This is a genomic window from Mycolicibacterium pyrenivorans, from assembly GCF_025821625.1.
In the GTDB taxonomy this organism is placed as follows: domain Bacteria; phylum Actinomycetota; class Actinomycetes; order Mycobacteriales; family Mycobacteriaceae; genus Mycobacterium; species Mycobacterium pyrenivorans.
In genome coordinates, this window is the sequence record NZ_JACKSH010000271.1 from 1 (window position 1) to 11958 (window position 11958).

An 11958-nucleotide genomic window follows, 5' to 3' on the forward strand; every position below is an offset into this window, starting at 1 on the left:
TCCCGGCTCGAGTTGGGTTAGCAACATCGAGTCTGGGCACCCTCTGCCTCAAATCACACGCGCCACACCAGCCACACCCTTGGAATCACTCATCTAGGACCGACGATGAAGATCACGTTTGCCTGCGCCGCCTCAGCGGCCTTTAACACAGCAAACCTTCAGGAAGTGTCCAGCCGATGAAACTCCCAAGAATCACGATGTCGCGAACCCTGCGAATTCTCGCTGTTCTGACGGCCAGCGCCGTGCTCACTGCGCCTACGGCCGCCGCAGATGAACAAAGCTTCTATGACGCCCTGCACGCGCAAGGGATCACTTCGTCGAAGGGTGATCAGGCGCTGTTCAACGCTGGGACGCAGGTCTCAAGGACACCGCCTTTTACATCAGATATGGCGGCGACTGGGGATTTTTCGGCGCACGCCGCAAGGCTGCCGAAGATCTTGTGAACAACAACCTTCAGCGCCCGCGTAACGACATGATCATCTTGACGAACACCGCGATTGACCAGCTATGCCCGCAATACAACTACACGTGGCCAGCGGTGTGAAAATCACGCCGCAGTTGCCCTCATCACTGCGCCCGCGGCACTCGCGACACCGGAGGACGATTTCCTCCAAGTGATCGCCGGCGGCGGCATCGACTGGCCGCCGGACAAGACCCCGCAGGTCATCGAGACAGGCCAAGCGGTATGCCAGGACTGGGACAACGGCGCCACTTTCGAGCAGGAGGTCGCCGACCTGACCAGCGTGACCGATTGGACCGACTATCAGGCCGGCTACTTCATCGGTGCCGCGACGGGTGCCTTCTGCCCCGAGTACGAGTACAAGATCGGCTGACCCGGTCGGTTCTCCGACGCCCCGGCGGTTAGACTCGCTGCCGTGGTCCTGTTCTTCGAGATCCTCCTCGTCGCGGCCGTCGTGGTCATCACGTGGTTCGCGCTGTACGCGGTGTACCGGCTCGTCACTGACGAGTCGTGACCTCCGGCGGACCGGAGCGAAGCGACTCGGGGATGCGGTCGGGCGACGAGGCGGTCGCCGCAGCTGCCGAGCGAGCGAGGGAGACTGCGGCACGCAACATCCCGGTGTTCGGCGACCTCCCGGTCCCAGCCGACACCGCCAATCTGCGCTTGGGCGCGAACCTCAACGACGCACTGCTGGCGCTGCTGCCGCTGGTGGGTGTGTGGCGGGGTGAGGGCGAGGGCCGACGCGCCCACGGCGACTACCGGTTCGGTCAGCAGATCATCGTGTCCCATGACGGCGGTGACTACCTCAACTGGGAAGCACGCTCGTGGCGGCTGGACGACGACGGCGAGTACGAACAGCCGGATCTGCGTGAGACCGGATACTGGCGTTTCGTCGACGATCCGGGCGACCCGGTCGAGTCGCAGGCCATCGAGTTGCTGCTGGCGCACTCCGCCGGCTACGTGGAGTTGTTCTACGGCCGGCCCCTGAATCCGTCGTCGTGGGAGCTGGTCACCGACGCGCTCGCGCGAAGCAAGTCGGGCATGCTCGTCGGCGGGGCCAAGCGGCTGTACGGGATCATCGAGGGCGGTGACCTCGCCTACGTGGAGGAACGCGTGGACGCCGACGGCGGCCTGGTGCCGCACCTGTCCGCGCGACTGTCGAGGTTCGTCGGATAGTGCGACTCCTGGGTTTGATCGCAGCGCTGACCGCGGCAGGCGCCGTGGCGGCGTGCTCCACACCGGGTGAGCCTCCCGTGGGGTCGACACCGGAGTCGACGTCGACGTCGGTGACGCCCAGCGTGGGTCACGGATCGCTCGCGTACTGCCTGAGCCGGCACGGGATGCCCGCACCGCCAGGTCCGGCGACCGACGCGCCTCCCGGCGTGGACCCGGCGGCGTGGCACGAAGCGATGCTGGAGTGCTCGTCGCTGGCGCCGGGACCGGCAGGCTAACCCAGGACGGGCGCCCTCCCGGCGTCGGCCAACCACCGCTGCGTCAACCGGTCCAGCGTGCCGTCCTCGCGCAGCGAGTCGACCGCCCAGGACACGCATCGGGTGAGTGGACTCTGGTGGCCGAGCACGATGCCGAACCGTTCCCCGTCGTCGTCGGAACTCGGGATCTGGCCGACCATGACACCGTCGCGCAGCTCGTTGGCCAACGTGAACGCGGTCGGCAGGTCTGCGACGAGGGCGTCGATCTCCCCGTCGAGCAGCGCCATCTTGGCGTCGCCGTTGGTATTGTAGACCTCCACCGCAGCCTCGCCACCGACCGATGCGGCGGCGGTGTAGCTGGTCGTGCCGACCTGCACCCCGAGGCGCAGTTTCCGCAGGCCGTCCAGGGAGGTCACCGCGGCGGCAGGCGAGCGGCGAACGGTCACGACCGCCTGGGCCACGTCGAAGTACGGCGAGGAGAAGTCGACCGCGGCCCGGCGCTGATCGGTGATGGAGAATTGTGAGAGGTTGGCGTCGAACGGTTTACTGCCGGGCGCCAGCGCCGCGTTGAACGGCACCCGAACCCACCGCACGTCGTCGTGGGTGTACTGCAGCTTGGCGGCCACGGCATAGGCGAGCGCCGATTCGAATCCCTCGCCGCTCGCGGGGTCGTCGCCCATGTACCAGGGCGGGTAGACGGGCCTGTCGGCGCCGAAGGTGAAAATGCCGGGATAGAGGGTGCCCAGCACATCCTTCGTGCACTTGCGCGGGTCGAGGCTCGGGACGGTGTCGGCCGGCGGCGCACACGCCGACACGGCGAGCAGCAGGAGGACGGCGATGGTCTTCCATCCGGTGATGAAAGACGAATGCATAGGCGGCATCATCGCAGATTCCGGACATGGAGCGGCCCCCGAGCCGTTGTTCCTGGTCGGACAAGACCGAGGGGCTCGGGGGCCGGGTGGCTGCGGGGATTTCGCCAGCGCGCGCAGGGTGCGTCAACGGCTTCCCCGGCGCTGCTAGCTCGCAGCCACCTCACATGTCCATAAGTCAATCAATTTCTCGGACCACCTCCTTCCCTGTGTACAGGCGAAGGTACCCGCGCAACGGCTGGGCGACAAGGGAATTAATCTCTCAGCGATCACTGAGGATGGCGGCGTCGACGAGCGCCGCCATGTCCTCCTGCAGGGGCGAGGAGGCAAGCGCCGTGCCGTCGAGCGTGTGCACGCGCGCCGCCAGCGTGATACTCGACACCAGCCAGACACCTTGGGCCGCAACCAGATCTGCTGGTTTCAGAGCCTGGTAGTCGCAGTCGTAGCCCTTGTTGCGGGCGACCTCGAACAAGGCTTGCTGGGTGGTTCCGCGCAGAATCGGATACCAGGGCGGCGGGGTCAGCAGGCAGGTGTTGCCATCCGGGGACGACGTGGCGATGACCACGGTCGAACGCGGCCCTTCCAGGATGTGGCCGTCGGTGCTGACGAAGATGACGTCCCCGGCGCCGCGGCGTTGCGCGTGCCGCAGCGCGGCCATGTTCACCGCGTACGACAGGGTCTTGGCGCCCGCCAGCAGCCACGGCATCGCGTCGGTTCCGTGGGCCGACAGCCCACGATCCAGCGTCAGCGCGGCGACGCCGTTGCGCCGGGCGTCGGCGACCCGGGCGGGCACCGGTCCGATCGCGGCGAACGCCGTACCCGTCGACTCGGTCCCGCTTTCGCGGCCGCGGCTGTACACCAGCCTCAGCACGCCTTCGTCGCCGCCGTCGGCGAGCCACTGCCGCACCGCCACCGCCACCGCCGCACGCCACCGCGCCAGGTCGGGCGCGGGCAGGTCGATCAGGTGCGCGGAGTGGGACAGCCGCGCCAGGTGCGCTTCGAGCAGGCATGGTCTGCCGTCGCGGACGAGCAGGGTCTCGAAGATCCCGTCGCCGCGCACGGCTGCCAGATCGTCGGCGTGAAGCAACGGTGCCTGCGGATCGTGAAGCCGCCCGTCCAGAGTCACCACAACCGCCATGGGCTGCAAGCGTAGCCCCGCCTGCAACCGCGCTGACCGTAGAGTTGACCTATGGCTTCGACCACTTCCGGGGTACCGGCTCCCACCACCGGGCCCGACGCCGGCGCCGTCTGGCACTTCGGTGATCCGCTCGGCGAACAGCGGACGGCCGCGGAGGGCGCGGTGGTCGTCGACCGTTCGCACCGCGCCGTGCTGACGTTGTCGGGCGCCGACCGCAAATCCTGGCTGCACAACCTGACCACCCAGCACGTCAGCGAGCTCCCCGACGGCGCGGTCACCCAGAATCTGAGCCTCGACGGGCAGGGTCGTGTCGAAGATCACTGGCTGCAGACGCAGCTCGAAGGTCTCACAGTGCTCGACACCGAGCCGTGGCGCGGTGAGCCGCTGCTGACGTATCTGAGCCGGATGGTGTTCTGGGCCGACGTCAAGGTCGAGGCCGCCGATCTCGCCGTCCTGTCCCTGCTGGGGCCGCGGCTGGCCGACACGCCGGTCCTCGAGGTGCTCGGGGTGCCTGCGCTGCCCGCCGAAGGGACCGCCGTCGCCCTGGCAGACGGCGGTTTCCTGCGTCGGCCGCCGGCGAGTGGGGCCTCCCCTCAGCCCGGCTCCGGCGTCGAGGTGGACCTGGTCGTACCGAGAGACCAGGTCCCCGGCTGGATCGACCGCTTGGTCGCGGCCGGCGTTCGGCAAGCGGGCGTCTGGGCCTACGAAGCGCACCGGGTGGCCGCGCGTCGACCCCGGCTCGGCGTCGACACCGACGAACGCACCATCCCGCACGAGGTGGGCTGGATCGGGCCCGCCGTGCACCTGGACAAGGGCTGTTATCGCGGCCAGGAGACCGTAGCGCGAGTCCACAACCTGGGCAAACCGCCGCGGATGCTGGTGCTGCTCCACCTCGACGCCGACGGTGACCGACCGGTGCCCGGTGACCCACTGCAGGCCGCCGGGCGCACGGTGGGACGGCTGGGGACCGTGGTCGACCACGTCGACGAAGGGGTGATCGCGCTGGCCCTGCTCAAGCGCACCCTGCCCGCCGACACGGCACTGACCAGCGGCGGCGATGTGACGGTGGCGGCAGCCATCGACCCGGACTCGATGCCGGCCACCGACGGGGTCGGAGCGGGCCGGCTGGCCGTGGAGCGGCTCCGCGGCGGGGCACGCTGAACGGGCCCACGCGGGCCTTGTGACAGGCGCCGTGACAGGGTCTGCCAGCGCCACGGCGGCGGGCACGGTAAAGTGTTGGCAGGACAATAAACACACTCAGATCGGAGCCGCCTGTTGATTGGGCCGCTCCGTTATTGCGCGAGGGGGTTCCCCCATGGGCCGCGGCCGGGCAAAGGCAAAGCAGACCAAGGTTGCACGTGATCTCAAATACAGCTCACCGCAGACCGACTTCGAGCGGCTACAGCGCGAGCTGTCGGGTTCGCCGGACGACGGCCGCCTCAACGGCAGCGACGTACCGACGGACGACAGCTGGGCGGACGAGGACGACTGGCGGCGCTAGCCTGCCTGCGCTTCCCGCGATCTGAGGCTCAGTCAGAATCTGGGGTGCTGACCCACGAGCACTGCTCGTGAGCCGTCTTTGCTGCCCTTGTTGATGGTTCCGAGCGTCCAGCACTTCAAGTGGCGGGCGGTCAGCACGGCCAGCGCGCGATCGGTGTCCTCCGGCGCGACCACGGCCACCATGCCGACGCCCATGTTGAACGTCTTCTCCATCTCGGCGCGTTCGATGCGGCCGCGCTGGGCGATCATTCCGAACACCGGCGCGGGCGTCCACGTGCCGCGGTCGAGTTCGGCGACCAGTCCGTGCGGGATGACCCGTTCGAGGTTGCCGGCCAGCCCGCCCCCGGTGACGTGGCAGAAGGTGCGCACCTGGGTCTCGGCGGCCAACGCCAGGCAGTCCTTGGTGTAGATGCGCGTCGGCTCCAGCAGTTCCTCACCCAGGGTGCGCCCGAACTCTTCGACGTGCCCGGCGAGATTCATGTGGTCGATCTCGAGCAGCACATGGCGGGCCAGCGAGTAGCCGTTGGAGTGCAGGCCGGTGGATGCCATGGCGATGATCACGTCGCCGGGCCTGACGCGGTCCGGGCCGAGGACGTCGTCGGCTTCGACGACGCCGACACCGGTGGCGGAGATGTCGTAGTGATCGGGGGCCATCAGGCCGGGGTGCTCGGCGGTCTCTCCGCCCAGCAGGGCGCATCCGGCGAGGACGCAGCCGTCGGCGATGCCGGACACGATCTGGGCGACCCGTTCGGGGACGGTCCGGCCGACCGCGATGTAGTCCTGCAGGAACAGTGGTTCGGCGCCGCACACCACCAGGTCGTCGACGACCATCGCGACGAGGTCGATGCCGACGGTGTCGTGCTTGTCCATGGCCTGTGCGATGGCGAGCTTGGTGCCCACCCCGTCGGTCGAGGAGGCCAGCAGCGGTTCCCGGTAGTCACCGCGCAGTGCGAACATCCCGGCGAAGCCGCCCAGCCCGCCGCGAACCTCGGGCCTGGTGGCCTTCTTGGCTAGCGGTTTGAAGAGTTCGACGGCGCGGTCACCAGCTTCGATGTCCACTCCTGCCGACGCATACGAAATGCCGTGTTGTTCGGCGCGCTCGGTCATCGAGAGCAAGGCTACCCCGCGTTTTCCCGGGACCGACGACTGCAACGGACCTGCCGATCCGCGCTTCGGGTTTGCCCGACCCCGGAAACGGTCATTCCGCCCCGGTGCCTGCTGAAAAGATCCGTTGCCTGGTCACCGGCGCCACCGGCTACATCGGAAGCCGGCTGGTGCCGGCACTCATCGAGCGCGGTCACGAGGTGCGCGCGATGGCCCGCACGCCGGACAAGCTCTCGGGCGCCCCGTGGCGGGACCGCGCGGAGGTGGTGCGCGGCGATCTGACCGACCCCGAGTCGCTCACCGCGGCGTTCCAGGGCATCGACGTCGTCTACTACCTGGTGCATTCCATGGGCACGTCCAAGGACTTCGTCGCGGAGGAGGCGCGGTCGGCCCGCAATGTGGTCACCGCCGCGAAGAGCGCCGGAGTGCGGCGCGTGGTCTACCTCAGCGGTCTGCACCCCCAAGGCGTGGAGCTCTCGCGGCACCTGTCGTCACGCACCGAGGTCGGCGAGATCCTCATCGACTCCGGCGTCGAAACCCTCGTGCTGCAGGCAGGCATCGTCGTCGGCTCGGGGTCCGCGTCGTTCGAGATGATCCGGCACCTCACCGACCGACTCCCCGCGATGACCACACCGAAATGGGTGCACAACAAGATCCAGCCGATTTCGATCGAGGACGCCCTCTACTACCTGGTCGAGGCCGCGACGGCCGCCGTGCCGGAGTCGCGCACGTGGGATGTCGGCGGACTGGACGTGATGGAGTACGGCGAGGCGATGCAGGTCTACGCCGACGTCGCGGGCCTGCGGAAGCGGGTGATCATCGTGCTGCCTTTCCTGACGCCGACGATCGCGAGCCTGTGGGTGGGCCTGGTCACCCCCATCCCTTCCGGTCTGGCCCGGCCGCTGGTCGAATCGCTGGAGTGCGATGCGGTCATGCACGAGCACGACATCGACGCGGTGATACCGCCACCCCCGGGCGGGCTGAGCAGTTACCGGGATTCGGTGATCGAGGCGCTGCGCCAGGACGGCTCCGCATCACACAGCGGACGACGTCACCTGCTGCGGTTCAGTCCTCCCCAGCAGTGAGTCAGGGCCTGCGAATCGCCGAGACGTTGTCGTTGTCGATCTGCAGCGGGATGCCTGTCCGGGCTGCGGTCTCCAGCATGTGCTCGATGACGTTCTTGCCCAGCGCGGTCTCGCCCGGCAGCTCGATCGGATAGACGCCGTCGAAGCACGCCGAGCACAGCCGTGACACGGGCTGCTCGGTCGCCGCGATCATGCCCTGTCTGCTGATGTAGCCCAGGGTGTCGGCGCCGATCGCGCGGCGCACGCCGTCGAGCATGTCCTCCTCGTTCGCCGAGTTGCTGGCGGCGTTGGCGATGAGCTCGGCGGGCGTGGCGAAGTCGATGCCGTAGAAGCAGGGCCACTTGACCGGCGGCGAGGCGATCCGTACGTGCACCTCGACGGCACCCGCCTCGCGCAGCATCCGGATCAACGCGCGCTGGGTGTTGCCGCGCACGATCGAATCGTCGACGACGATCAACCGCTTGCCGCGGATGACCTCCTTGAGCGGGTTGAGCTTCAGCCGGATACCGAGTTGGCGGATCGTCTGCGACGGCTGGATGAACGTGCGCCCGACGTAGGCGTTCTTCATCAGGCCCTGCCCGTACGGAATGCCCGAGCCCTGCGCGTAGCCGACGGCGGCCGGGGTGCCCGACTCGGGGACACCGATCACGAGGTCGGCGTCGACGGGCTTCTCCGCGGCCAGCCTGCGACCGATCTCCAGGCGGGTGGCGTGCACCGAGCGGCCGGCCAGGGTGCTGTCCGGCCGGGCGAGGTAGACGTACTCGAAGACGCAGCCCTTGGGCGTCGGGTTGGCGAAGCGTGTGGAGCGCACGCCGTCGGCGTCGATGGCGAGCAGCTCGCCCGGTTCGATGTCACGGACGAACGCCGCGCCCACGATGTCGAGTGCGGCGGTTTCGGAGGCCACGACCCAGCCGCGGTCGAGCCGGCCCAGCGAAAGTGGCCGCACCCCGTAGGGGTCGCGTGCCGCGTACAGGGTGTTCTCGTCCATGAACGTCAGGCAGAACGCGCCGCGGACGGTCGGGAGGAGTTCGAGGGCGGCCTGCTCGAGGGAGGAGTCCGCCGCGCCGTGTGCCAGCAGCGCACCCAGGATGTCGGAGTCGGTGGTCGCGGTGATGTTGTCGCGGTTCCCCATCAGCCCCTGGTCACGGGCGCGGGCGGTCAGTTCGGCGGTGTTGACCAGATTTCCGTTGTGCCCGAGCGCCACTCCCGTGCCCGCGGCGGTGTTCCGGAACACCGGCTGCGCGTTCTCCCAGGTGGTGGAGCCGGTGGTGGAGTAGCGGCAATGCCCGACGGCGACGTGGCCCGGCATGGCGGCCAGCGTCTGCTCGTCGAAGACCTGGCTCACGAGGCCGAGGTCCTTGAACACAAGAACCTGCGACCCGTCGGCCACGGCGATGCCGGCGGCTTCCTGCCCCCTGTGCTGCAGGGCATAGAGGCCGTAATAGGTGAGCTTCGCCACCTCCTCGCCGGGCGCCCAGACCCCGAAAACGCCGCATTCTTCCTTCGGCTCGTGTTCGTCCTGCATAGGCTGCTCGGCGGTCACGATCAGGTTGCTCCCTGGGGGCTGGGGGTGACGTTGGTCAGTCTACGGTCAACTGCCGCGAAACGCGGAATCAGGCGCCGGCGTGGCCCCCGAACAACGTCGTCGCGCGGTCCGTCATTCCCGGCAGTCAAATTCCTTGACGGAATGTCGTTTTCAGCGTGGCAGGGCAGCATCGGATCAACCCGGGCCGGGAAGGGCGACCAGTGGCAGTGCGGCGGCGATCTCGGCGGCCCGCGATCCCGACATCCGTAACGCACCCGCCGCGGCGGCGTCGTCCAGCGACAGCAGGCCGGTCGCCAGCAGCAGCCAGGTGCGCGGGTCGGTTTCGACGACGTTGGGTGGATTGCCTCGCGTGTGTCTGGGGCCCGAGATGCACTGCACGGCAACGAACGGCGGCACCCGCACCTCGACGGCCGCACCCGGCGCCAGCGTCGCCAGGGTCCTGGCGGTGGTCCGCACGGCTTCGGCGAGTTCGGCGCGGCCGGGTTCAGCGGCACCGGCGTCGCGTAACCACTGCGCCACGGCCGCCACCGCTGCGCGGGTCTTTGCCGGATCGGCACCACGGCGGACGGCCATAATCTAGGGTCTCAAAGTGCCCGTCGACCGCGACGACCCGCCGTACAAACTGGCGGGTGCGCTCCTCGTGGTGCTGGCCGTCGTCGCAGGCACGCTGCTTTTCCAGCAGTTCCGCGGGCAGTTCGCCACGACGACGGAACTGACGCTGCTGTCCCCGCGGGCGGGCCTGGTGGTCGAACCGGGCGCCAAGGTCACCTTCAACGGCGTCGAGATCGGCCGGGTGGCGCGGATCGCGGAGGCCTCGAACGACACGGGCGACCGAACCCCGATGGCCAGGCTGACGCTCGACGTCGATCCCGGTTACCTGCCGTTGATCCCGGCCAACGTGGTGACCGAGATCCGGGCCACCACCGTCTTCGGCAACAAGTACGTGTCCTTCACCTCGCCTGAAAACTCTGTCCCCCAACGCCTCTCGACCTCAGAACCGATCGACGTGGCGGGGGTGACGACCGAGTTCAACACCGTGTTCGAGACCGTCACCGCGATCGCCGAACAGGTGGATCCGGTCAAGCTGAACCAGACTCTGAGCGCCGCGGCCGAGGCGCTGACAGGCTTGGGCGACCGGTTCGGAGAGTCGTTGATCGACGGCAACCACATCCTCGCCGACCTGAACCCGAGAATGCCCGTGTTACGCCGCGATATCGAGCAGGCCGCGGCACTGGCCGAGGTGTACGCCGACGCGTCCCCGGATCTCTTCGCCGGCCTGGACCGCGCGGTCACGACGGCACGCACGCTCAGCGAGTACCGCGGTGACGTCGATGAGGCGCTGATGGCTGCGCTCGGCTTCGCCGACGACGCCACCGACACCGTGGCGCGGGCGGGCCCGTACCTCGTTCGCGGGGCCGCCGATCTGATCCCGACGTCGAAGCTGCTCGACGACTATCGCGGCATGATCCTGTGCACCGTCCGCAACTATGCCGAAGTCGGCCCCGAGATCGCCCGGGTGCTCGGCGGCGACAACGGTTACTCGCTGCGCTCTGCCGGGACGGTCATGGGTGCGGGCAACCCGTTCGTCTATCCCGACAACCCTGCCGCGGGTGAACGCGAAGGGCGGCCCGGGGGGCAGGCCGGGGTGCTGGCAGAAGGTCACCCGCGATCTGTGGCCGATGCCGTATCTGGTGATGGACACCGGTTACAGCCTCGCTCCGTGCAACCAACGCGGAGATCCCCCAGCCGATGCTCGTCGACTACGTCTGGGGCAGGCAGGTCGGCGAGCCCACCATCAACCCGTGAGCCTTGACCTCAACGATTCTTGAGGTTTTACGTTGGCGGCATGACCTTCACACCGTTCGAGATCGAATTCATGAAACAGGCCGACGTGGGCAGGCTGGCCACCATCCAACCAGACGGCACCCCGCAGAACAGCCCGGTCGGCTTCACCTTCAACGAGCAACTCGGGACCATCGACATCGCCGGCTATCAGATGTCGCGCAGCCGCAAGTTCCGCAATCTGGCGCGAAACAACTAAGGTGGCGTTCGTCGTCGACGACATTCCGTCCCGGGATCCGTGGCGGGTGCGCTGCCTGGAGATCCGCGGCACCGCCGAACAGGCGCTGCTCGAGGACCCGCCGCGGGAACCCGACGGCGAACCGCTCGACGGCGCCATCATCCGCATCACGCCGCGGCGGGTGATCAGTTTCGGGATCGACGACCAGACGACCGAACCCCACCAGTTGGTCGCCCACGTCCGAAACGTCGCCTGACCCGCTCCCCCGTCGCTTCGCTCGCCCGACCTCATCCCCCCGTCGCTTCGCTCGCCCGACGCCGCTCCCGCTGAACCGCCAGCGCCGCGGCCGCTCCAGCCTCGTTGATGGCGAGGTGGGCGAGGATCGGCGCGGACAGGCTGCCGGACTTGTCGTAGAGCCACGCGAAAACCCAGCCGGCGGCGCCGGTGACGAACACCGTCACAGGTACCGGCTGCCCCGTCGAGCGCGCGTCGGGCACGTGTGACAGCCCGAACGTCGCCGCCGTCACCAACCGCCCACCGGTATCCCCGAAGGCACGGGCCGCGACGGTTCCCAGCGCCGCCCGGTAGGCCGCCTCCTCCGCCCACACCGTTCCTATCGGGATGTGCAGCAGCAGCCACCGAACGGTCCCCTCAGGCAGCACGCGCTCGGCCATACCGCCACGGACCGGTGGTGTCGCCGTCGCAGCGGCGACCGCGAGCAACACGGGTGCAGCGGCCGACGCGCCCCACCGCAGGCCCGCCCACAGTGCCGGCGGGCGCAGCCCCAGCGGGGCCCGGGCCAGCGC

At 68.7% G+C, this 11958-nt stretch carries 13 protein-coding genes and 2 pseudogenes; 9 read left to right on the forward strand and 6 right to left on the reverse strand.

The window, feature by feature from the left end:
* The first annotated feature begins 197 nt into the window (after positions 1–197).
* The 4 genes from H7I57_RS29765 to H7I57_RS29780 all read left to right on the forward strand — a co-directional run bounded on the left by H7I57_RS29765 (position 198) and on the right by H7I57_RS29780 (position 1911).
* Entirely contained in the window at positions 198–443 is a 246-nt protein-coding gene (locus tag H7I57_RS29765) for a hypothetical protein (RefSeq protein WP_264028132.1), read from the forward strand.
* Between the two features lie 54 nt (positions 444–497).
* Positions 498–833, forward strand: coding sequence for a DUF732 domain-containing protein (locus H7I57_RS29770; RefSeq protein WP_264028133.1), 336 nt, complete (start codon positions 498–500; stop codon positions 831–833).
* 173 nt (positions 834–1006) lie between these two features.
* On the forward strand, positions 1007–1636 hold the full coding sequence (locus H7I57_RS29775) for a heme-binding beta-barrel domain-containing protein (protein ID WP_264028143.1): 630 nt from the start codon (positions 1007–1009) through the stop codon (positions 1634–1636).
* Positions 1636–1911, forward strand: a complete 276-nt coding sequence (locus H7I57_RS29780) for a hypothetical protein (protein WP_264028134.1) — start codon at positions 1636–1638, stop codon at positions 1909–1911. Before H7I57_RS29775 ends, H7I57_RS29780 begins: the two co-directional genes overlap by 1 nt.
* On the opposite strand, the gene H7I57_RS29785 is transcribed toward H7I57_RS29780, so the two are convergent.
* Positions 1908–2762: an ABC transporter substrate-binding protein gene (locus tag H7I57_RS29785; RefSeq protein ID WP_264028135.1), complete on the reverse strand. Its 855-nt coding sequence runs from the start codon at positions 2760–2762 to the stop codon at positions 1908–1910. The two genes, H7I57_RS29780 and H7I57_RS29785, sit on opposite strands and share 4 nt — an antisense overlap.
* Before the next feature lie 259 nt (positions 2763–3021).
* Entirely contained in the window at positions 3022–3897 is an 876-nt protein-coding gene (locus H7I57_RS29790) for an aminodeoxychorismate lyase (RefSeq protein WP_264028136.1), read from the reverse strand.
* Between the two features lie 51 nt (positions 3898–3948).
* Between H7I57_RS29790 and ygfZ the strand changes: the two genes are divergently transcribed.
* Entirely contained in the window at positions 3949–5058 is a 1110-nt protein-coding gene (ygfZ, locus tag H7I57_RS29795) for a CAF17-like 4Fe-4S cluster assembly/insertion protein YgfZ (RefSeq protein ID WP_264028137.1), read from the forward strand.
* Between the two features lie 154 nt (positions 5059–5212).
* On the forward strand, positions 5213–5398 hold the full coding sequence (locus H7I57_RS29800; RefSeq protein ID WP_264028138.1) for a DUF3073 domain-containing protein: 186 nt from the start codon (positions 5213–5215) through the stop codon (positions 5396–5398).
* A gap of 32 nt (positions 5399–5430) precedes the next feature.
* Here the strand turns inward: H7I57_RS29800 and purM are convergent, their stop codons facing one another.
* On the reverse strand, positions 5431–6504 hold the full coding sequence (gene purM / locus H7I57_RS29805; protein ID WP_264028139.1) for a phosphoribosylformylglycinamidine cyclo-ligase: 1074 nt from the start codon (positions 6502–6504) through the stop codon (positions 5431–5433).
* Positions 6505–6608: 104 nt separating this feature from the next.
* On the opposite strand from purM, the gene H7I57_RS29810 reads away from it, so the two are divergent.
* On the forward strand, positions 6609–7586 hold the full coding sequence (locus tag H7I57_RS29810; protein WP_264028140.1) for an NAD(P)H-binding protein: 978 nt from the start codon (positions 6609–6611) through the stop codon (positions 7584–7586).
* Position 7587: 1 nt separating this feature from the next.
* On the opposite strand, the gene purF is transcribed toward H7I57_RS29810, so the two are convergent.
* Both purF and H7I57_RS29820 read right to left on the reverse strand, forming a co-directional pair.
* Entirely contained in the window at positions 7588–9111 is a 1524-nt protein-coding gene (gene purF, locus H7I57_RS29815; RefSeq protein ID WP_264028144.1) for an amidophosphoribosyltransferase, read from the reverse strand.
* A gap of 195 nt (positions 9112–9306) precedes the next feature.
* Positions 9307–9705, reverse strand: coding sequence for a sterol carrier family protein (locus H7I57_RS29820; RefSeq protein WP_264028141.1), 399 nt, complete (start codon positions 9703–9705; stop codon positions 9307–9309).
* Between the two features lie 16 nt (positions 9706–9721).
* Here H7I57_RS29820 and H7I57_RS29825 point away from each other — a divergent pair.
* A pseudogene (locus H7I57_RS29825) lies at positions 9722–10938 on the forward strand (MCE family protein).
* Between the two features lie 40 nt (positions 10939–10978).
* Positions 10979–11408, forward strand: a pseudogene (locus H7I57_RS29830) (PPOX class F420-dependent oxidoreductase).
* Positions 11409–11439: 31 nt separating this feature from the next.
* Here the strand turns inward: H7I57_RS29830 and H7I57_RS29835 are convergent.
* On the reverse strand, positions 11440–11958 hold a 519-nt coding region (locus H7I57_RS29835), incomplete at its 5' end, for an Rv0804 family intramembrane glutamic endopeptidase (protein WP_264028142.1).